18 protein-coding genes are annotated in these 20,764 nt (G+C 45.1%); 16 read left to right on the top strand and 2 right to left on the bottom strand.

The window, feature by feature from the left end; genetic code table 11:
- Positions 1 to 32 precede the first annotated feature (32 nt).
- The 4 genes from AC623_RS17620 to paaX all read left to right on the top strand — a co-directional run bounded on the left by AC623_RS17620 (position 33) and on the right by paaX (position 4,052).
- Positions 33 to 905, top strand: coding sequence for a 3-hydroxyacyl-CoA dehydrogenase (locus tag AC623_RS17620; RefSeq protein WP_049664941.1), 873 nt, complete (start codon positions 33 to 35; stop codon positions 903 to 905).
- A complete protein-coding gene (gene pcaF / locus AC623_RS17615) occupies positions 902 to 2,107 on the top strand; it encodes a 3-oxoadipyl-CoA thiolase (protein WP_049664938.1) in 1,206 nt (401 codons plus the stop codon). Before AC623_RS17620 ends, pcaF begins: the two co-directional genes overlap by 4 nt.
- A gap of 190 nt (positions 2,108 to 2,297) precedes the next feature.
- On the top strand, positions 2,298 to 3,074 hold the full coding sequence (locus AC623_RS17610) for an enoyl-CoA hydratase-related protein (protein WP_049664936.1): 777 nt from the start codon (positions 2,298 to 2,300) through the stop codon (positions 3,072 to 3,074).
- Between the two features lie 81 nt (positions 3,075 to 3,155).
- A complete protein-coding gene (gene paaX, locus AC623_RS17605; protein ID WP_049666767.1) occupies positions 3,156 to 4,052 on the top strand; it encodes a phenylacetic acid degradation operon negative regulatory protein PaaX in 897 nt (298 codons plus the stop codon).
- 134 nt (positions 4,053 to 4,186) lie between these two features.
- On the opposite strand, the gene AC623_RS17600 is transcribed toward paaX, so the two are convergent.
- Positions 4,187 to 4,705 (bottom strand): gamma carbonic anhydrase family protein, encoded by a 519-nt coding sequence (locus AC623_RS17600; protein WP_049664933.1) that lies wholly within the window; start codon positions 4,703 to 4,705, stop codon positions 4,187 to 4,189.
- An 81-nt stretch (positions 4,706 to 4,786) separates the two neighbouring features.
- Between AC623_RS17600 and AC623_RS17595 the strand changes: the two genes are divergently transcribed.
- The 10 genes from AC623_RS17595 to AC623_RS17550 all read left to right on the top strand — a co-directional run bounded on the left by AC623_RS17595 (position 4,787) and on the right by AC623_RS17550 (position 16,156).
- The gene (locus tag AC623_RS17595) at positions 4,787 to 5,761 is read left to right on the top strand and encodes an NAD(P)H-dependent flavin oxidoreductase (RefSeq protein WP_049664932.1); all 975 of its coding nucleotides are present in this window, start codon (positions 4,787 to 4,789) and stop codon (positions 5,759 to 5,761) included.
- Between the two features lie 298 nt (positions 5,762 to 6,059).
- Entirely contained in the window at positions 6,060 to 7,403 is a 1,344-nt protein-coding gene (locus tag AC623_RS17590) for a sodium-dependent transporter (protein ID WP_049664930.1), read from the top strand.
- Positions 7,404 to 7,444: 41 nt separating this feature from the next.
- Positions 7,445 to 7,900, top strand: a complete 456-nt coding sequence (locus AC623_RS17585; protein ID WP_049664929.1) for an Lrp/AsnC family transcriptional regulator — start codon at positions 7,445 to 7,447, stop codon at positions 7,898 to 7,900.
- Between the two features lie 336 nt (positions 7,901 to 8,236).
- Complete coding sequence (locus tag AC623_RS17580; protein WP_156187071.1) at positions 8,237 to 9,379, top strand: Leu/Phe/Val dehydrogenase; 1,143 nt, start codon at positions 8,237 to 8,239, stop codon at positions 9,377 to 9,379.
- 20 nt (positions 9,380 to 9,399) lie between these two features.
- On the top strand, positions 9,400 to 10,455 hold the full coding sequence (gene pdhA / locus AC623_RS17575; RefSeq protein ID WP_049664927.1) for a pyruvate dehydrogenase (acetyl-transferring) E1 component subunit alpha: 1,056 nt from the start codon (positions 9,400 to 9,402) through the stop codon (positions 10,453 to 10,455).
- A 7-nt stretch (positions 10,456 to 10,462) separates the two neighbouring features.
- Entirely contained in the window at positions 10,463 to 11,482 is a 1,020-nt protein-coding gene (locus AC623_RS17570; protein WP_049666762.1) for an alpha-ketoacid dehydrogenase subunit beta, read from the top strand.
- Between the two features lie 241 nt (positions 11,483 to 11,723).
- Positions 11,724 to 12,935 (top strand): dihydrolipoamide acetyltransferase family protein, encoded by a 1,212-nt coding sequence (locus AC623_RS17565; protein WP_049664926.1) that lies wholly within the window; start codon positions 11,724 to 11,726, stop codon positions 12,933 to 12,935.
- Entirely contained in the window at positions 12,936 to 14,351 is a 1,416-nt protein-coding gene (gene lpdA, locus AC623_RS17560) for a dihydrolipoyl dehydrogenase (protein WP_049664925.1), read from the top strand.
- A gap of 202 nt (positions 14,352 to 14,553) precedes the next feature.
- Positions 14,554 to 15,405 carry a DegV family protein gene (locus AC623_RS17555; RefSeq protein ID WP_049664923.1) on the top strand — a complete coding sequence of 284 codons (852 nt, stop codon included), beginning with the start codon at positions 14,554 to 14,556 and terminating at the stop codon, positions 15,403 to 15,405.
- 124 nt (positions 15,406 to 15,529) lie between these two features.
- Entirely contained in the window at positions 15,530 to 16,156 is a 627-nt protein-coding gene (locus AC623_RS17550; RefSeq protein ID WP_049664921.1) for a LysE family translocator, read from the top strand.
- Between the two features lie 47 nt (positions 16,157 to 16,203).
- Here the strand turns inward: AC623_RS17550 and AC623_RS17545 are convergent, their stop codons facing one another.
- Positions 16,204 to 18,495: an S-layer homology domain-containing protein gene (locus tag AC623_RS17545; protein WP_082174566.1), complete on the bottom strand. Its 2,292-nt coding sequence runs from the start codon at positions 18,493 to 18,495 to the stop codon at positions 16,204 to 16,206.
- Positions 18,496 to 18,690: 195 nt separating this feature from the next.
- On the opposite strand from AC623_RS17545, the gene AC623_RS17540 reads away from it, so the two are divergent.
- Both AC623_RS17540 and AC623_RS17535 read left to right on the top strand, forming a co-directional pair.
- Positions 18,691 to 20,049 carry a DEAD/DEAH box helicase gene (locus AC623_RS17540; protein ID WP_049664916.1) on the top strand — a complete coding sequence of 453 codons (1,359 nt, stop codon included), beginning with the start codon at positions 18,691 to 18,693 and terminating at the stop codon, positions 20,047 to 20,049.
- Complete coding sequence (locus tag AC623_RS17535) at positions 20,046 to 20,750, top strand: ComF family protein (RefSeq protein WP_049664915.1); 705 nt, start codon at positions 20,046 to 20,048, stop codon at positions 20,748 to 20,750. Before AC623_RS17540 ends, AC623_RS17535 begins: the two co-directional genes overlap by 4 nt.
- Positions 20,751 to 20,764: the final 14 nt, after the last annotated feature.

Here is a 20,764-nt window from a genome sequence, read left to right as displayed (position 1 = left end):
TGTCCGTTTTCACGCATAAGGGGGAGAACAACATGATCAACCGTATTGGAGTCGTCGGTTCTGGCGTGATGGGCAGGGGAATTGCCTATGTTGGAGCTGTCGGCGGTTACTCAGTGACAGTGGTAGATATTAATGAAGCTGCTTTGCAAAATGCTAAGCAGGAGATTGACGCAATTTTTGAAAAAGGTGTAACGCGAGGGAAAATTACAGCCGAAGCTGCTGAGCAAGCGCGCAAGAATTTAAGCTATGAGAGCGACCTGGCACAAGTAGCAGCTGCCGCTGACTTAATTATTGAAGCGGTTCCTGAAAAAGCGGAAATTAAAAAGCAAGTATTTGAAACGATTGAAGAGCATGCACCGGAGCATTGCTTCTTCGCAACGAATACTTCTACAATGAGCCCGACTGAGATTGCTTCATTTGCTAAGCGCCCGGAAAAAACAATTGCGATGCATTTTTTCAATCCGGTACATAAAATGCCGCTCGTTGAAATTATCCGTGGCCTAGAAACAAGTGATGAAACAGCCGCTGTTATTAAAGAAGTAGCCGAGAAGATGGGCAAGGAAACAGTCGTGATTAACGAATTCCCTGGATTCGTGACAAGCCGAATCAGTGCATTAGTGGGGAATGAAGCATTTTATATGCTGCAAGAAGGACTCGGCACACCAGAAGAAATCGATAAAGCGATCAAGCTAGGCTTAAATTATCCAATGGGTCCATTTGAATTAGTTGACCTTGTTGGTTTGGATGCCCGCTTGAACAACTTAAAATATTTGCATGAAAAGCTTGGCGAGAAATACCGTCCGGCACCGCTTCTTGAACAGTATGTCAAAGCGGGAAGACTTGGCCGCAAGAGCGGAAAAGGCGTTTACGATTATACGAACAAGGAAGAGTTGGTAAAAAAATGAGAGAAGTAGTCATTGTTGATGCAGTCCGCACACCGATTGGGAGATATAAAGGGGCTTTAAAAGACGTCAGACCTGATGATCTTGGTGCCGTCGTGATTAAAGCGTTACTCGAAAGAAATCCAAATCTTCCGCCTGAGCAAATTGAAGAAGTTATTTTCGGCAACGCTAACCAGGCAGGCGAAGACAACCGCAACGTCGCTAGAATGTCCGCGCTTCTTGCTGGCCTTCCAGTGGAAGTAGGCGGAACAACGGTGAACCGTCTGTGTGGTTCAGGGCTTGATGCTGTCATGTATGCCGCCAGAGCGATTGCCGTTGGTCAAGGAGATATTTTTATCGCTGGTGGAACAGAAAGCATGACACGTGCACCGCTCGTCATGGCAAAACCTGATAAGGACTTCCCGCGTGGAAACATGGAATTGCAGGATACGACGATTGGCTGGCGCTTCACGAATCCAAAGCTTCATGAAATGTATGGTACAGATTCGATGCCGCAAACAGCAGAAAATGTAGCACAGCGCTACAACATTTCTCGTGAAGATCAGGATAAATTTGCGTTTGAAAGCCAGCAGCGTGCGAAAAAAGCGATGGAAGAAAATCGCTTTGCAGAAGAAATCGTGCCGGTCGTCTATAAAGATCGAAAAGGCAATGAAGTGGTAGTGGATACAGATGAGCATCCGCGTCCAGATACGAGTCTTGAAAAACTGGGCAAGTTAAGAGCATTGTTTGAAGGCGGTACGGTTACAGCTGGAAATGCTTCCGGTGTAAACGACGGAGCTTCTGCTTTGATTCTCATGAGTGCGGAAAAAGCGAAAGAATTGAACCTGAAGCCGCTCGCTAAATACGTGACAGGAGCAACAGCGGGTCTAGAGCCTGCTGTGATGGGACTTGGTCCAATTTATGCATCGAGAAAAGCACTCAGCCGTGCTGGACTTACAGTGGATGATTTAGGCCTAATTGAGTTGAATGAAGCGTTTGCTTCCCAATCACTCGAATGTATCCGTCAATTAGAGCTTGACCAAAGCAAAGTAAATGTCAACGGAGGAGCCATTGCGTTTGGCCATCCGCTTGGCGCAAGCGGCGCTCGCATTTTAACGACGCTTCTGTATGAAATGAAAAAGCGTGATGAAAAGTACGGCTTAGCGACTATGTGTATTGGCGTTGGCCAAGGGATTGCTGCAATCGTAGAAAATATAAACGAATAATGAGGAGTGTAGGCAAAAGCGATTTTCTAGGCTCTTAGGCTGATTGAAACCATTTGTCTACAACCTGGGATAAATAGGATCACTCGATAAACAGGCTGTCCTTCAGGCGCCAGAGCTCTTTTCTATTAAAGAAAAGGAAGAGCAGCGGCAGGCGTTGGACAGCTTTTTTCTATAGAAAGGGAGAATGAACATGTCGACTGTTTTATATACGAAAGAAAATAACATTGCTTATGTAACGATTAACCGCGAAAAAGCGTTGAACTGCTTTAATTACGAGACATTAAAAAGTCTGCAGGAAGTAACAGATGAAATTTCGATTGATCCAGAAGTAAAAGTCGTTATTTTTACCGGTGCGGGCGAAAAAGCATTTAGTGCCGGTGCGGATTTAAAGGAGCGCAAAACATTAACAGAAACTGAAGTGCGCCGCAATGTAAAAGCGATTCGGGACGTCTTTAATAGCATCGCTGCCCTGCCGCAGCCGACCATTGCTGCGGTAAATGGTTATGCCCTTGGCGGGGGATTTGAATTAATGATCGCTTGTGATTTTCCGGTTGCAGTAGAAGGTGCCATGATGGGATTAACGGAAACGAGCTGGGCGATTATCCCGGGAGCTGGCGGCACACAGCGCCTGCCTAGACTTGTCGGAGAAATGAAAGCGAAAGAATTAATTTTTACCGCTAAGAAATTTACAGCCGAGGAAGGACAGAAGCTTGGGGTTGTACTGAAAGTAGTGAAGAAGGAAGAGCTCATGACTGCTTGCGAACAGCTTGCTGCGGACATGATGAAAAACGGTCCCGTCGCGCTGAAACAAGCAAAATATGCGATTACCCAAGGCATGAACACCGATCTGCAGACAGGTCTTGCGATTGAATCGAAAGCATACGAATTAACGATTCCAACAGAAGACCGCTTAGAAGCACTTCAAGCATTTAGTGAAAAAAGAAGCCCGAAATTCACAGGAAAATAAGCTTTTTTCCTATTGTCACGTTATAATAAGATGAATAAAAGGAAAGTGATGCAAACGATCAAGGGAGAAAGAGTGGGAGAAATGGCGAACACACAATCAATGATTTTTACCATTTACGGCGACTATATTCGCCATTATGGCAACAAAATTTGGATTGGCAGTCTCATTCGTGTATTGAAAGAATTTGGCCATAACGAGCAATCGGTTCGTGTAGCCGTTTCACGAATGGTGAAGCAGGGGTGGATTCAGTCGGAAAAGAAGGGAAATAAGAGTTACTATTTCCTGACACCAAGAGGCGAAGTGCGTATGGAAGAAGCGGCCCGCCGAATTTTCAAATTACAGGCTCACGATTGGGACGGCAAATGGCGGATGCTGATGTATACCATCCCAGAGGAAAAAAGGCAAATTCGTGATGAATTACGGAAAGAGCTGTTATGGAGCGGATTTGGGAGCTTTTCCAATGGCTGTTGGATTTCACCGAACAATCTTGAAAAAGAAGTGAAGATGCTCGTAGAGAAATACGACATTAGTGAGTATGTCGATTTATTTGTTGCGGATTATAAAGGGCCGCAGGAAGACCGCGCGCTCGTTGAAAAAAGCTGGCCGCTTGATGAAATTGAAGGAAAGTATGAAGAGTTTATTTCGACATACAGCAAACGGTATATCATCCATCAGAGCGCGATGGCGAGCGGACAAATGACTGATGCCGAATGCTTTGTAGAACGGACAAACCTCGTTCATGAATACCGTAAATTTCTTTTTACCGATCCAGGACTGCCAAAAGAGCTGCTGCCGTCTATGTGGAACGGCGATCATGCTGCTCTTTTGTTCGCGCAATATTATAAATTGCTCGCAGAACCGGCCAGCCGCTTTTTCGAGGAAGTGTTCCGTGAAGACAACGATATGCGCCGCAAGGATAAATCTTATGATGCCGCGGATCATCCGTACATTGTGAACCAGAGCGCATACCAAAAATAAAAAGAGAAAGGCGCTCAAAATAGCGCCTTTCTCTTTTTTACGGGCAAAATGATGGAGTGTGAGCGGAATTTATGGATTTGCGGTCGTGTTTTCGCCGAATGTGAGTGCAAACCATGAAAACGCGAGCGATAGACTTAGTCCTTCTTAAAGACTTCGCGGAATTCATAGCCTTTTTGGACGTATGTATCAATCGAAAGCTGGATAAGCTCGAAGTCTTTGTCGTTTAATTCACGCACGACTTTTCCGGGCGAACCTACAACGAGTGAACGCGGTGGGATTTTTTTGCCGCTCGGAATTAACGTGTTCGCTCCAATAATGCATTCTTCGCCAATTTCAGCATGATCGAGAATAGTGGAGCCCATGCCGACAATAGAGCGCTTCCCTATTTTGCAGCCATGTAAAATAACATTGTGGCCAACTGTCACTTCATCTTCTACAACAACCGGTGCCTCTTCATATAAGTGAATCGTTGAATTGTCTTGAATGCTGCAGCGCTTGCCGATCGTAATCGATCCTTCATCTCCGCGGAGAACAGCATTAAACCAAATGGTCGATTCCGCACCGATGTGAACATCACCGATGAGATAGGCTCCTGGAGCCACAAATACTGTTTCATCTAATTCAGGTTTTTTCCTGTTATACGTAACAATCATGGAATCCCTCCAAATATAAATTTACGCAATTGTTTTTCTTTTTTATTTATTATAACATTTCTTTTAAGAGGAGGAGAAAAAATGAAAGATGTTTGTGAATTACTCCAGATTGACTACCCGATTATTCAAGGGGGAATGGGCAATATTAGCAATGCCCAGCTAACGGCAGCTGTCTCGGAAGCAGGCGGTCTCGGCACGATTGGCTGCGGTACGATGACACCGGATGAAGTAGAAAAAATTATTCTAGAAACACAACAGCGTACGAAGAAAAATTTTGCTGTCAATATCGCGCTCAGTGTGTCACCTTATACGAAAGAATTGATTGATCTCGTAATTCAACATAAAGTGCCTATTGTTTCATTGTCAGCTGGAAACCCTGCGCCGTTTATTCCGGTGCTCCATGAACATGGAATAAAGGTCATTACGCTTGTCGCTTCGGTGAAGCATGCGCAAAAAGCGGAAGCCGCCGGAGCGGATGTTCTTGTGGCGGAAGGCTTTGAGGCCGCTGGCATTAACTCCAGCCTGGAATTGACGACCTTTACGCTGATCCCGCAAATTGTTAAGCATGTGAAGGTGCCGGTACTGGCCGCTGGAGGAATTGGGGATGGCAAAGGATTAGCGGCCGCTCTCATGCTTGGAGCGAGCGGTGTGCAAATGGGAACTCGGCTGATTGCGACGAAGGAAGCTCCGTTTCATGAAGTGTACAAGCATAATTTAGTAGGTGCAGGCGACACTGAAACGATGATTTTTGGCCGGAGTGTTGGCCGGGTAAGAAGAATTCTAAAAACGCCTTATGCTAAACAACTGAACGAACGGGAACAAGCAGGAATGACACTGGAACAATATGCGGAATGGACATCAGAAGAAAAGCATATTAAAGGAGCTGTGGAAGGCGATATGGAAAATGGCTTTATTAACAGCGGTCAAATTGCTGGCTTGATTGAGGATGTGCCGACTGTCAAAGAACTGCTAGAAAGAATGATCGAAGAAGCCGATGAACAGTTGAATCGCTCAGCCCAAGAATTAAAAGAGATTAGGCTAAGAGCGGAAAAATAAACAGTCAACACTATTGCCGACAAGGAAGCATTCGTGGTAATATGTTCAGGTGAATCGTTATGAGAAGTGAAATCATTTTATCGAAAAAGCTTTTCAAGGGAGAGGGGATCAACCACTCTCTTTTTTTATCGGAAAAATGACTGTAATTTTGCAAGAGAAAGATTTTTCTAAAAACATTGTTGACTGGAATATTACCGATTGGTAAAATGGCGTATGAATAACGTTATACATAAATTGGGTAATGCGAAAGAAAAGAATGTAAGCGTTTTCTGATTTTAAAAATTTATGGGGTGAAAAAATGGAACAAAAAGAACAGTGGTCATCGAAGCTGGGATTCATTTTAGCAGCAGCCGGTTCGGCTATCGGACTAGGGGCTATTTGGAAGTTCCCTTACGTAGCTGGCACGAGCGGAGGAGGAATTTTTCTTTTAATTTTTATCCTCTTTACACTGCTTGTCGGTTTGCCGCTTCTGATCGGGGAATTTATCATCGGAAGAAGCACTCAGAAGGATGCAATTGAATCTTATAAGGAGTTGGCACCGAACTCATCCTGGAATTTCATTGGACGTCTCGGTATTTTTACATGTTTTGTCCTATTGTCGTTTTATAGTGTAGTAGGTGGATGGATATTAATCTATATTTTTAAAGGCTTTACCGGAGACTTGAGTGGATTGTCAGAAGCTCAATACGGCTCCTTATTCGGTGAAACGATTTCCAATCCATTGTTAGCTGTGTTCGCTCAGCTTCTCTTTATGGTAATTACGATTTATGTTGTATCCAAAGGAGTAACAGCCGGAATTGAAAAGGCAAGTCAATTTATGATGCCGGCTTTGTTTATTTTGTTTTTGTTAATCATTTTGCGTTCTGTGACGCTTGATGGAGCAATGGAAGGGATTGAATTTTTCTTAAAGCCTGATTTAGGAAAAATCACGTCAGAAACGATCTTGTTTGCGATGGGGCAGTCTTTCTTCGCGCTAAGCGTTGGGGTGTCCGTTATGGTAACATACAGCTCTTACTTATCGAAAAAGGAAAGTATTCCCCAATCCGCTATTTCGATCGTTGTGTTGAATTTGCTTGTCGCGATTTTAGCAGGGCTCGCTATTTTCCCGGCCGTTTTCTCATTCGGATTAAAACCAGATGCCGGTCCGGTTTTATTGTTCAACGTCTTACCAACCGTGTTCAACCAAATTCCATTTGGCGTTCTGTTCTTAATCGCCTTTTTAGTGTTATTCTTATTCGCAACTTTAACGTCCGCTTTTTCTATGCTGGAAATCATCGTTGCCGTTCTAGCTAAAGGGAATGACAGCAAGCGAATGAAATTCTCATGGATCATTGGTTTGCTTATTTTCATCGTAGGTGTTCCTTCTGCTTTATCATTTGGGGTGTGGAGCGATATACTAATCTTTAATAAATCGATTTTCGATGCAGCAGATTTTCTCGTCAGTAACTTGTTGATGCCGTTGGGCGCCTTATTGATTGCTATTTTCGTTCCGTTAAAAATTCCAAAGCAAAAACTGCTGGATGAGATTTCCACTGGATCCTCTATCGGGAAAAAGATTTTTGCAGCTTGGTTCCTGTTAATTAAATATTTAGCGCCAGTGGCGATTATTATTGTGTACTTAGACGTACTTGGCATTATTTAAGAGCTAGACTCAACGTGACAAAAGGGTGTGAAGGTGAGCATATGGATGAAATAGATATTCAGTTACTAAAAACTCTTCAGGAAGACGGCAGGATTACATTAAGTGATTTATCGAAGAAGCTCTCTCTCAGCCGGCCAAGCGTGGCGGAACGATTCACTAGATTAATGGAAAAGGGCATTATTGATAAAATAAGTGCAAGAGTATCTCCTAATGCTGTCGGCCGCAACATTCTTTTATTCATCCAAGTGAGCGAGGTCAGCGTTCCATATGACGTATTTGAGGATATGACGTGTAACCATCCGGACATTATTGAATGTCATCGCTTGACTGGAACCGTGAATTATTTACTAAAAGCTGCCGTCAATGATATGGAGCATTTAAACAAGCTGATTGATTACTTAATTCAGTTTGGCATTATTCATACGTCCATTGTGCTGAAGTCGCCTGTTCCTGAAAAAATTATTTTGCCGTCTGACGAAGAGCAGGAATGGCCTTAAATTAGGCTTTTTAGCTTCATAATAAACTGTTGAAACCTCCTTAATCCTAGATTAAAGAGGTTCTTTTTTATGGAAATGAAAGCGTTTTACAAAATGAAGAGGAATAAAAGAAAATACATACAAAAAGTAAACAAAAGCCTGAAAATTCAATCGCATTGATATGTATATATTGGAATTAACCTTTTATAATTAAAGTAACAAAGTGCCTTTAGAAACTATTTCTTGGCCTCTTTATGAAAGGGCTTACAAATATAGAGAATGACAAAGGGGCCAGCGCTCTTTTGATCATGTCAAGTGAAAGCGCTTAACTATTCATAACGAAAGCAGGGATTGAATATGAGTCTAGTAAAAAAAACCTCTATCACAGAAGATTTTACTCTTTTTGAAAAAATGTCTGAGCATGAACAGGTTGTTTTCTGTAACGACCCGGCAACAGGACTAAAGGCGATCATTGCGATTCATGACACCACACTCGGTCCTGCGCTGGGCGGCTGCCGTATGCAGCCTTACAACAGCGTCGAGGAAGCGCTCGAGGATGCTCTTCGTCTTTCCAAAGGAATGAGCTATAAATGTGCAGCATCTGATGTGGATTTTGGCGGCGGAAAGGCAGTCATTATCGGTGACCCGCAAAAAGATAAATCTCCTGAATTATTCCGAGCTTTTGGCCAGTTTGTTGATTCTCTGGGCGGCCGCTTCTACACAGGTACGGATATGGGAACGAACATGGAGGATTTCATTCATGCAATGAAAGAAACGAACTGCATCGTTGGTGTACCGGAAGCTTACGGCGGTGGCGGCGATTCTTCCATTCCAACGGCCATGGGTGTTCTATACGGCATTAAAGCAACGAACAAAATGCTATTTGGCAAAGACGATTTAGGTGGAGTCACGTATGCCATCCAAGGGCTCGGCAAAGTAGGCTACAAAGTGGCAGAAGGCTTGCTGGAAGAAGGAGCCCATCTGTTCGTGACAGACATTAACGAGCAAAGCTTGCAAATGATCCAAGAAAAAGCGAAAGCGACACCGGGTTCTGTAACGGTAGTAGCCAGCGATGAAATTTACTCCCAAGAAGCGGATGTTTTCGTTCCATGTGCCTTTGGCGGAGTGGTCAATGACGAGACGATGAAGCAGTTCAAGGTGAAAGCGATCGCAGGTTCAGCCAACAACCAGCTGCTGACAGAAGAGCACGGAAGACAGTTAGCGGATAAAGGCATTCTTTACGCTCCAGATTACATCATCAACTCCGGCGGCCTCATTCAAGTAGCCGATGAATTGTACGTAGTGAACAAAGAGCGTGTACTTGCTAAAACAAAGCACATTTACGATGCCATTTTAGAAGTATACCAGCAAGCTGAGCTTGATCGGGTAACGACAATGGAAGCAGCGAACAGAATGTGTGAGCAAAGAATGGCTGCGAGAGGCAGAAGAAACAGCTTTTACACTTCTTCCGTTAAGCCAAAGTGGGATATTCGCAACTAATATCGTTCGGGGAGGATACTATGGAGACTCAATACCCAATCAAAAGAATTATTGATGATGAAGGGAATTTAGTGGACGCTTCTTATGAAGAACAGCTAGATGAAGAGCTTGTCAAAACCCTTTATTACCATATGCATAGAATCAGAACGTTTGATAGAAAAGCAATCAGCCTGCAGCGTCAGGGACGCCTCGGCACGTATGCCCCATTCGAAGGACAGGAAGCTGCTCAAGTCGGCAGTGCACTGGCACTCGGGGCAGACGATTGGATGTTTCCAACTTACCGTGATCACGGAGCAAAGCTCGCGTTCGGCGCCGATATGGCTAAAACCTATCTTTATTGGAACGGCCGGGCAGAAGGCTGTGTGCCTCCTGAAGGAAAAAAGATTTTCCCGCCCGCTGTACCAATCGCAACCCAGCTGCCGCATGCAGCAGGAGCCGCTTGGGCTGAAAAGCGTAAAGGAACGAAAAACGCAGCGATCGCTTACTTCGGTGACGGGGCTACGTCAGAAGGGGACTTTCACGAGGGATTAAACTTTGCCAGCGTTTTTAAAGTGCCAGCGGTCTTTTTTAACCAGAACAACCGCTACGCCATTTCGGTCCCGATTGAAAAGCAGATGAACTCGGAAACGATTGCCCAAAAAGCCGTCGCCTATGGCATGCCAGGTGTACGCATTGATGGCAACGACTGCTTCTCGGTGTATTTTGAAGTAAAGAAAGCATTGGATTATGCACGCAGCGGCAATGGCCCGACACTTATTGAAGCGGTCACATGGCGTACTGGTGCTCATACGACAGCTGATGATCCGACGAAATATCGTCCAGAAGACCAAGGAAAAGACATTGTGGAACCACTTTTGCGCATGGAGCGTTTCATGAAGAATCATGGTTACTGGGATGAAACGTGGATGGCGGACATCGATGAAAAGATTAAGGCAGAAGTAGAATCTGCTGTTGAGGCAATGGAGAGCTACCCGAAAGCAAATGTTGAAGATTTGTTCGACCACGTATATGCAGAAATGCCGGCTCAGCTTGCTGATCAGAAGGAATCCTATCTCGCGCATTTGAGGAGGGGGTAAAATGGCAATGGAAATGGAAGTAAGAGACGTATCGCAAAAAAAGGAAACGACTCAATTTCTCACGATTGTGCAGGCCGTAAATGATGGTATGAAGACTTTGTTGGAAACAGACGACAGCGTCATGATCCTCGGGGAAGATATCGGGAAAAATGGCGGAGTATTCCGGGCTACAGAAGGACTTCAGGAAAAATTCGGTGCCGACCGCGTGGTGGATACACCGCTTGCAGAAGCCGGTATTATTGGAACGTCGATTGGCCTTGCGGTGAATGGGTTTAAACCGATTGCGGAAATTCAATTTCTTGGCTTTATTTATCCAGCCTACGAGCAAATCATGACACATGTTTCCCGGATTCGAATGAGAACGATGGGGCATTTTACCGTACCGATGGTCATCCGCGCACCTTATGGAGCCGGCATTCGTTCACCGGAGATTCATTCCGACAGTACCGAAACACTTTTCACTCATATGCCGGGAATCAAGGTCGTATGCCCATCCACTCCGTACGATGCAAAAGGCTTGTTGATCGCCGCGATGGAAGATCCAGATCCCGTGATCATGCTGGAACCGATGAAGAGCTACCGCGCTAAGCGAGAAGAAGTGCCGACTGGAAAATACACAGTGGAAATCGGCAAAGGGAAAAAAGTAAAAGAAGGAACAGATGTCACGCTGATCGCCTGGGGCGCGATGATGGCAGTAGTCGAGAAAGCAGCCGAACAAGCGGAGAAAAAAGGCATCAGCTGTGAAATCATTGACTTGCGCACACTCTACCCGATTGATCGTGACATCATTGCAGAATCTGTCCAAAAAACAGGCAGAGCCGTCATCGTCCATGAAGCCCAATTAACAGGCGGACTAGGCAATGATATTGTCTCTATCATCAACGACACCTCTTTCTTACACTTGCGGGCACCAATCGAACGCGTTACAGGCTTCGACGTCCCCGTTCCATTCTTTGCTCTTGAAGAAGACTTTCTTCCAACCCCAGCACGTGTATTGGAAGGCATCGAAAAAGTGGTTTATTTCTAATGTTCTGGCTTAAGGCGCCACTAAGCGGGCGCCTTAAGTTTTTGTCCTATCTAATTCCAGGCGCTAGCTAGCCACTAAGCGAGCGGCTTACACTTTTAAATTTATCCAGTTCCAGCGCCTTGCCCCTCGAGGTCACAAGCGAATCCGCCCGGAAGGTTAAAGACCAACCTTCCCGTCGGCTTCTCTTGTGCTTGTCGGGACAATTCAGGCGCTTACACTTTTAAATAAAGGGGGAAATAATGTGCTAGAAGTGAAACTGCATGATATTGGGGAAGGGATGACGGAAGGCGAAATTCTTCATTATCATGTGAAACCAGGAGATCGGGTAACGGCGGATCAGCCGCTTGTTGAAGTACAGACGGATAAAATGGTAGCCGAGTTGCCATCACCAGGCGCCGGTACGGTAAAGGAAATCGTCATAGACACCGGCACAACAGTTCAAGTCGGCACGACACTGCTATACATTGAAGGAGAAGGCAGTCCGGCAGCGGCAGAAGTAAAAGCAGCACCGAAAACAGAAGTGCCGGCTACAAAGAAAGAGGAGAAGAAAGCCTTTATTTCTTCTTTTAACCGTGTGCTGGCCACTCCCTATACACGAAAAATCGCCCGCGACAACAATATTAATATTGAAGATGTGACACCTTCCGATCCTTCTGGACGGGTAACAGAGGAAGATGTGTACCGGTTCTTAAAAGGAGAACAACAGCCACAGAAAGAAACAGCCCCAACAGCTGAAGCGTCTGTTTCCAAACAGCAAACAACACCGGATGAAATTCCATTCCGCGGCATGCGCAAGCAAATTGCGAAAAAGATGACAAAATCACTGTTCACGATTCCACATGTTACTCACTTTGATGAAGTGAACATGACGAACCTGCTTAAATTACGAGAAGAATTAAAAGCGGCAGGTGTATCAGTATCCGTACCGGCGTTCTTTGTCAAAGCGCTTGTCATCGCGTTAAAAGACTTCCCGGTATTCAACGCAGAACTTGATGAAGAAAATGAAAAGATTTTATTGAAGAAGGAGTATCATATCGGTATGGCAGTAGATACGGAAGATGGCTTAATCGTTCCGGTTGTCCATGATGCCGATAAAAAATCAATTAAAACGATTCATGATGACATTAAGCGTCTGAACGAAAAAGCACGGGAAGGCAAGCTGAAGCCGACGGATATCCAAAACAGCACCTTTACTGTCAGCAACGTCGGACCGCTTGGCAGCATTGGGGCAACGCCAATTATCAACTATCCGGAAACGGCTTTAATCGCGTTCCATAAAACGAAAAAGGTGCCGCTTGTCAACGAACAGGATGAAATCGTCATTGGCCATATGATGACACTGTCTATGTCATTTGACCACCGCGTTGCGGATGGGGCAACGGCTGTTGCCTTCACGAACCGGTTTGCCAGCTTAATTGAGCAGCCGAACAAACTGATGCTGGAGATGATATAAATGGTTGTTGGAGAAATCAGTCAGGAAAGAGATCTTGTTATTATTGGCGGCGGACCGGGCGGCTACAGTGCGGCGATCCGGGCCGCCCAGCTCGGTTTGCCGGTCACACTGATCGAACAAGAAGATCTCGGCGGTGTTTGCTTAAATAAAGGCTGTATTCCGTCTAAAGTGTTTACATATGCGGCGAAAAAACAGTCGGAAATGAGCCATATGGAAGAGCTTGGCCTGTCAACAGGAGAAAGCGCATTTAATGTAGAGAAGCTGCTTTCTTACAAGTCAAAGGTGACAGAACAGCTTCGAAAAGGCGTAGAAGCCCTTTGCAAAGCGAACAAAGTAGAGGTCATTAAAGGGAAAGCCGGTTTTATTGCCGAAGATCGTGTCGGTGTTGAAAATGGCCACCAGTTTGATATTTTTGTGTTCAAGCAAGCAATCATCGCTACAGGAAGTTCACCAATTTTACCACAAGGAATATCGAAAAATGGTGAACGTATTTTGCTTTCCCATGAAATTTTTGACTTACAGGAGCTGCCTGAACATTTAATTGTGTACGGCAACGACTATATTTCTCTTGAAGTGGCGACAAGCTTTCACGCTTTAGGGGCTAAAGTGACGATCCTGTTAGAAAACGCAGCTGATTTTCCATTTGATGAGTCAGTCGCTAAAGAACTGAACCGATTGCTTAAGAAGAAAAAGATCAAAGCGATAAAGGAAGCAGCTATTCAATCAGCGGAAGAAACAGAAAGCGGCGTACGTGTTGCGTTTACGGCTGGCGGAAAAGCAGAAGAACTAACCGGCTCTCATGTATTTATCGCTGGCAGCCGCAAGCCGAACGTGCAAGATCTAGGTCTCAACCGCCTTGGTGTCGAACAGACAGACGAAGGGTTTGTGAAGATAAATGGAAACATGCAGTCTTCTATTCCTTCTATCTATGCGATTGGCGACGTGACGGAAGGTCCGCTTTTAGCAGTTAAAGCGATCAAGCAAGGAAAAGCGGCAGTAGAAGCCATCGCTGGCGGCAAGCCGGAAGTAGACTTGACGTTCTTGCCAACCATCTCTCACTCGATCCCGCCGATTGCCTCTGTCGGATTGACGGAACAACAGGCACGCGAACTTAGCATCGACATTCGTGTCAGCCAATTTGCTCTTGGCGGAAACGGCTACGCCATGATTACGGGGAAAAAGGATGGCTTCGTCAAAGTAATTTCCGATGCTTCTAACGAGATCATGCTCGGCATTCATATGATTGGCGAGGGAGCAGTTGAATTATCCAGCACCTTTGTACAATTGCTTGAAATGGCCGCCAAAGAAGAAGACGTAAAATTCCCGGCATACGCTCACCCAAGTTTTAACGAAGGCTTGCTTGAAGCAGTCGAAGGCCTCATCGGACAGGCGATTCACATGGTGTCGAAAAAATAAAGTCAGGCTGTTCCTTTTGCGGGAACGGCTTTTTTTGCAGGAAAAACTCGGCTGGAATGATAAACAAACTCTTATAAATATGAGCAACCGAACTGCCATACAGAACAATCTTGCATTTTAGCGAAAAGAGATGCAAACAAGCCCTATATTTAATAGAATAGAAGAAAAGCTTTTTACTACGAGAAACAAGGGGGTGACTTTTATGAAAACGGCTATTGTAACGGATAGTACGAGCTACCTTCCGAAAGAATTGCGTGACGAGCTGCATATACATATGATTCCGTTAAGCGTGGTGATCGGGCAGGAAACCTACAGAGAAGAACTGGATATTAGGGCAGAAGAATTTTATGAAGTCGTCCGCACAGAGGAGAAGCTGCCGAAAACGACGCAGCCGCCGATTGGTGAGTTTGTGAAATTATATGAGCGTTTGGCAGATGAAGGGTATGAGGCGGTGGTCGGCGTCTATTTATCGAGTGGGATCAGTGGTACGTATCAGACATCTATCGCAGCTGCTGATATGGTGGAAGGCTTAGCCGTCCACTCGTTTGACTCGGAAATCAGCTGTGGTCCGCAGGCGTTTTATGTACTTCGTGCTGCTGAACTGGCTTTGGAAGGAAGAGGGCCAGAAACGATTATGCAGGAGCTGGAAGCGATGCGGTCATCTGTGAAAGCGTATTTTGTTGTGGATGATTTGAATCATTTGAAGCGCGGCGGGCGATTAAGCAGTGCTCAGGCTTTAATCGGCGGGCTTTTGCAAGTGAAGCCTTTGTTGCAGTTCGTGGACAAGGTCATTGCGCCGTTTGAGAAAATCCGCACGAGCAAAAAAGCGCTCAAGCGGGTCGCCGATCTATTCGGAGAAGACTATGAAAAGGGTGAGCCGCTAGAAGCGGTGATTATTCATGCTAATCGGGAGAAGGAAGCTCGTCTTTGGATGGAAGAGCTGAAGGAGCGATTCCCGGAAGCTGCTTTCACGATTAGCTACTTCGGTCCAGTTATTGGAACCCATCTTGGTGAAGGCGCCTTTGGTTTTGGCTGGACAAAGAAGCGAGATTAATGTGTTTCGCTAATAAAATGGTGAATTCGGATGATAAAATTAATTTTTGGCTAATAAACTGATGAAATAAACAAGCGGCCAGCTAGCTCATTATCTATGAAAAAACAGAGAGGGATCGTTTTATATGTTTGACTTTTCAACTTTAGGTACATTCATCGCAGTTGTAATGGGACTGTTTTTAATTCCAGGTCCGGCTGTTTTTCTGACCCTTACCCGGACGGCACAGAGTGGTCGTAAAGCGGGCATTATGGCTGGGGCTGGTATTGCGACCGGGGATTTTGTCCATACGGTGTTTGCGGCTGTTGGACTTTCCGCCATTCTCATGACGTCTGCGCTTGCCTTTAATATCGTGAAATTTGCGGGTGCTGCCTATTTGCTTTATATGGGCATCCGGGCGATGTTGGAAAAGCCTGCCGATCCGGAAATGCCTAAGGTTTCACTGGTTTCGAGCGCTAGCATATACAGCCAGGCGATTATTGCTGAGGTGCTCAATCCCAAAACAGCGCTATTCTTCTTAGCCTTTTTACCGCAGTTTATCCATCCAGAGCAAGGAGCTGCGATCATACAGTTCCTTGTGCTCGGTCTCATTTTTGTATTCATGAGCTTTACGTATACCACGCTCATCGCTGTCGGCATAGGTCCGCTTGGAAGGTTGGTCAAGCGGATTTCCTGGATCGGCAGGTGGAGCGGTAAAATTGTCGGCACGATTTATATTGCACTCGGTTTAAAAGTAGCTTTTCAGAATCAGTAATGACACACATAAAAAAGCTCTCCCTATACGTAAGGGAGAGCTTTTGCTTATTCAGCGAGTAAATCTAATTCATCTTTTGGAAGCTCATCAAGGTTCAGCTTTTCGTTTTGTTTTTTCGCGCTGGCAGCGGCAGGCTTGACAATATCCCCAAATCCTTGCTGGTCAAGAAGCAGGACGATTTGTGATTTGATCGGAATATCGTTATTAACGAGGTACTGTGCCTTCGAACGAATCATGGCATCAAAAATCGAACTGCGCTTCATGCCGTTTTCTTCAAAGGCAGTTTGTGAGAGCAGCAAGTCCATTAATGTCAGCCAATCATAGTCATTGCCAGTAAACTGAAGCTTGCCGTTCACCTGATACCACAAGTCACCATTTGACCGGATCCACCGTGGATAAAGGTTTTCAATGCCGGCTTTCAGTTCCCGTGCTGTTTTTAAGTAAGCTGGATTTTGCGTTTGTTTATACGTTTCTAATAAAAATCTCATTTCACCTAAAGCATGGTTAAGTGATACGTGCGTTTTCTGGCTGCCTGGTGCATAATAGTCAGCAATTAAATGACTAGAAGCGGTCACCTGAATAATGTTTCCAATCTCTTTTTGCTTCACAAGAAAATCAGCATAGCGAAGGTTTGCTTCGGACAGCTGTGGAATATCCAAGGCTTGTGCAGCGTTCTTTAAGAATAAGGCTGCATTTTCATTATGGCGCGTATCGACGTAAGGAGCGGTCGTTCCATAAGCATTCTTCAGCCATGTGCTCGTATACTCTGTTTTGAAAATTGGTGTCTTGCCTGAAGCGATAACTCCACCAGAAAAAACATCAAGATCAGCGATAGCATTTACCACAAGGTCTTCAAAATAACGCTCTTTGCTGCCCTCATAGGATGTCAGATAAATGCCGCCCTGCAATCGGCCGATATTACGGCCATATCCCATTTTATAACCAGGCTCAATCGACCATGGCAGCTTCGTATAAGCGCCATCTGCTGTTAGCCAGTTATTAATAGAACTGTATTCTTTGATGGTCCGCTTAAACCAGTCATCCCGGTTAGCATTGTCCGCAAACAGACGCTTGCTCGAAATCAATACCCAATTTTCGGAGATGGCTTTCGCTTTTACGGACATATTTACATGAGCTGTAACGAGGTTCCGTGCGGTATCTGTGTATAGTTGATAGCTTTCATATTCATTGATCAGCTCACGAAGGACTGAACGCTGTCCATTTGCGTAATTTGTTTGGCGATGAAGAGAAATATAGTTTTTCCCCATCATCATTTCATTCGTAACGGTGCTGCCTTTCTTAGCTGATAAAATACCGACTGGATGGGATGTTTTATCAACGCCGAAGGTAGAATCATGTGTTTGCTCCACTTGGCCGAAAGATTCATATTTTGCTAATGAATAGTTGTCCGACTGTTGGAATGGCACAATGACTGAAGCAGAGTAGGTGTTATCACCGTTATGGATAAATTTTGTAAAGATGAATACATCGCCGTTATCAAGTTTTCTTAATGTCACCCTCAACGAGCCAAGCGGTTTAGAGGCATTCCCCATATGATAATAATAATGGTAATCTGTCGAACGAATGTGATCAGCTGTCGTGCGTTTGTCATATGAAAGCGGCACACCGCGTGTGTTCATTCGCACTTTGATATACTGATAGTCATTAACAGGAACGACAACCTCTGAAGAATCAACGGGTTTAGGAATCGTAATTGGATCTTTATTAACAGAAAATAAATCAAGCTTTTCCATCAAGCGGTACACGAAGACGGCTGATTCCCCGCGTGTAGCGATCTTTTTCGGCAGGAAGTAGTTATCTGCTGTTCCCTTGATTAATCCGTAATGTGTCATGCGCTGTACGGATTCATAAGCATAGCGTGTAATTTCAGCTGTGTCTTTATACGTTAGTGCGGCTTTTGTCGGGTAATTTCCTTTTAACTGCATGGCTCGATCAAGCATAACCGCAACATCTGAGCGTGTAACCGGATCATTGGCGAGTGCATAGCCCTCGGCATTCCCTAAAAGAAGGCCGGCCTTTTTGGCTGCTGCAATATCTTTATATAAATTGCTGCCTGGAGGGACATCCTTAAACGCGGAATCTCCAGGTGGCAAATCCAATGCCCGAACTAAAAATGCAATAAACTGTCCTCTTGTTACTTGAGCGTCTGGCCGAAATGTTCCATCGTGATAGCCGTTGATGACACCGGCATCGACAAGCGTCTGTATTTCTTTTGCAGCCCAATGATTTTTCGTGTCATTCAGCACTTGAGCAGACGCTTGAACCGTCAACGTAAAAAACAAAACGATCACGGTCAGGCTCGCTAGAAATTTTTTCATAATTTCCCCTTTCCCCATGGAATTTTTAACCCTTGACATTATATCATATTAGCAATTTCTTATCATAGGAAGCTAATGGAAAAGCGCTTACTTTACATGATAATATAAGTAATTCGCTGTTTGAATGGGAAAAAAGCCCTCTTCAAATAGAAAGTCATATATAATAGAAGAAACTCATCAAAAAGGAGATAAAAAATGCTTTCCTCTCATTCCATCGCCGCCTTTCTTTCCGGCCGGCTCCTGCTTCAAGAAGAAATCCCCTTTCCACTCCCGGATTCCCCAAACATCAGGTGGCTTCCCGGTATTTCAAAGAAAAAGCAAACTTTTTATTGTGAGCGCTGTGGCAACGATCAACAAGACCGGTTCGCTGTTTTTCCATGTGCCCGCTGTAAAACAATGTGTCCCTATTGCCGTCATTGCCTAATGATGGGGCGCGTTTCGGGCTGCTCCCAGCTCATTCACTGGACAGGCACAGAACCAGCGTACGAAGGAAACGGCACGCTTCAGTGGAGCGGCCAGTTATCAGAAGGACAGAAGGCGGCCTCCTGCGCTGTCGTTCAGGCTATTCACGATCATAGCGAGCAGTTAATTTGGGCGGTATGCGGAGCTGGTAAAACAGAAGTGCTTTTTCACGGCATTGAGTCTGCATTACTTGTGGGAAAACGTGTTTGTATCGCCACTCCCCGGACAGATGTAGTACTTGAGCTGGCTCCGCGTCTGCAGAAGGTCTTCCCAGAAACCACTGTTACAGCTTTATACGGCGGCAGTCCTGACCGACACCGTTACAGTCCGCTCGTTGTCTCTACCACTCACCAATTGTTTCGCTTCTATCAAGCATTTGACGTGATGATTGTCGATGAAGTCGATGCTTTTCCATATTCCTACGACACCTCCCTGCAATTCGCTGTTCAAAAAGCCCGCAAGTCCAGCTCCACCCTTATTTACTTAACAGCCACCCCAAATGAAACCTGGCAAAAAGAATGCCGACAAGGAAACAGGCCATTCGTCAAAATTCCTGCCCGTTTTCATCGACAGCCGCTGCCTGTGCCTTTGCTCAGCTGGTGCGGTAACTGGAAAAAGGCGATTCAAAAGGGACGGTTGCCGGCCAATGTAAAAGATTGGACGCTGAAGAGCCTGCAGGAGAACAAGCAAGCCCTCCTCTTTTTCCCGCATATTGATTCCATGCAGCAAGCTCTCCCGCTATTTCAGCAGTTAAACCCTTTGATCACCTCCGTACACGCCGAAGATTCCGAGCGAAAAGAAAAGGTCGCACTTATGCGTGCATGTCAGCTTCCACTCTTACTATCTACCACCATTTTAGAACGAGGCGTGACTTTTCCAAACATTGACGTCGCCGTGATCGGTGCAGAAGACGATGTGTTTACTGAAAGTGCACTTGTACAAATTGCAGGGCGTGCTGGCAGGAGTGCAGATTTTCCGGACGGAGAAGTTCGCTTTTTTCACTATGGTAAAACAAAAGCGATCGTCCAGGCGGTTTCCCGTATTGAACAAATGAACAGAGAAGGGATAGAAAAGGGGTGGCTCGATCGATGAATAGGTGTTTGCTGTGTGAGGAAGAAACAAACAGGGCGTTAAGCTGGCATCAGTTTTTCCTGCTGGAGGACCCGGCTGTCATTTGCGAGAAATGCCGGCAGTCTTTTGAAAAAATAAAGGGAGAAGGCTGCCGGACTTGTTCTCGTCCGCTTGCTGCGCTTGATCCATCTTTTATCATAGAAGGAGTTTGTCTAGACTGCGTACGCTGGGAGGAAGACCCGCTCTACCGGGGAACGCTTGCTAAAAACCGCTCACTATACGTTTATAATGACGCGATGAAAGAAGTAATTGCCCGTTTTAAATACCGGGGCGATTATGTACTGGCTAAAATATTTGCCCAAGACATCAGAGAAGCAGCCAAACAGATTAAGTATGATTTAGTTATTGCTATTCCACTTAGTGAAGAGCGTCTATCTGAACGTGGTTTTAATCAAGCGGAAGCATTGGCTGAAGTAGCCGGTCTTGAAGTTACCTCTATTCTTGAGCGTATCCACTCTGAAAAGCAATCAAAGAAATCCCGTGTGGAACGTCTTCAAGCTCCTCAAGTTTTTAGAATAAAAGAAAAATCCTCCTTTTGTCATAAAAAAATTCTCATCCTGGACGATATATATACTACAGGCTCTACTCTTAGGCAGGCTGCTCATCTGTTGAAACAAGCAGGAGCAGCGGAAGTGAGTGCACTCACGCTTGCCAGAGGATAGGGAACCTGAGTGAT

It is taken from the genome of Bacillus sp. FJAT-27231 (assembly GCF_001183975.1).
GTDB classification, from domain to species: Bacteria; Bacillota; Bacilli; order Bacillales; family Domibacillaceae; genus Pseudobacillus; species Pseudobacillus wudalianchiensis.
Note: the sequence above shows the minus strand (reverse complement) of the source record. Positions and strands in the feature narration are given on the sequence as shown.

Excerpts from the sequence above, each read along its gene's own strand:
- AC623_RS17545 (WP_082174566.1), bottom strand. The coding sequence starts at position 18,495 with ATGAAAAAATTTCTAGCGAGCCTGACCGTGATCGTTTTGTTTTTTACG.
- lpdA (WP_049664925.1), top strand. The coding sequence starts at position 12,936 with ATGGTTGTTGGAGAAATCAGTCAGGAAAGAGATCTTGTTATTATTGGC.
- pdhA (WP_049664927.1), top strand. The coding sequence starts at position 9,400 with ATGGAGACTCAATACCCAATCAAAAGAATTATTGATGATGAAGGGAAT.
- AC623_RS17555 (WP_049664923.1), top strand. The coding sequence starts at position 14,554 with ATGAAAACGGCTATTGTAACGGATAGTACGAGCTACCTTCCGAAAGAA.
- AC623_RS17620 (WP_049664941.1), top strand. The coding sequence starts at position 33 with ATGATCAACCGTATTGGAGTCGTCGGTTCTGGCGTGATGGGCAGGGGA.
- AC623_RS17590 (WP_049664930.1), top strand. The coding sequence starts at position 6,060 with ATGGAACAAAAAGAACAGTGGTCATCGAAGCTGGGATTCATTTTAGCA.
- AC623_RS17600 (WP_049664933.1), bottom strand. The coding sequence starts at position 4,705 with ATGATTGTTACGTATAACAGGAAAAAACCTGAATTAGATGAAACAGTA.
- AC623_RS17585 (WP_049664929.1), top strand. The coding sequence starts at position 7,445 with ATGGATGAAATAGATATTCAGTTACTAAAAACTCTTCAGGAAGACGGC.
- paaX (WP_049666767.1), top strand. The coding sequence starts at position 3,156 with ATGGCGAACACACAATCAATGATTTTTACCATTTACGGCGACTATATT.
- AC623_RS17610 (WP_049664936.1), top strand. The coding sequence starts at position 2,298 with ATGTCGACTGTTTTATATACGAAAGAAAATAACATTGCTTATGTAACG.
- pcaF (WP_049664938.1), top strand. The coding sequence starts at position 902 with ATGAGAGAAGTAGTCATTGTTGATGCAGTCCGCACACCGATTGGGAGA.
- AC623_RS17580 (WP_156187071.1), top strand. The coding sequence starts at position 8,237 with ATGAGTCTAGTAAAAAAAACCTCTATCACAGAAGATTTTACTCTTTTT.
- AC623_RS17570 (WP_049666762.1), top strand. The coding sequence starts at position 10,463 with ATGGAAATGGAAGTAAGAGACGTATCGCAAAAAAAGGAAACGACTCAA.
- AC623_RS17535 (WP_049664915.1), top strand. The coding sequence starts at position 20,046 with ATGAATAGGTGTTTGCTGTGTGAGGAAGAAACAAACAGGGCGTTAAGC.
- AC623_RS17550 (WP_049664921.1), top strand. The coding sequence starts at position 15,530 with ATGTTTGACTTTTCAACTTTAGGTACATTCATCGCAGTTGTAATGGGA.
- AC623_RS17595 (WP_049664932.1), top strand. The coding sequence starts at position 4,787 with ATGAAAGATGTTTGTGAATTACTCCAGATTGACTACCCGATTATTCAA.
- AC623_RS17540 (WP_049664916.1), top strand. The coding sequence starts at position 18,691 with ATGCTTTCCTCTCATTCCATCGCCGCCTTTCTTTCCGGCCGGCTCCTG.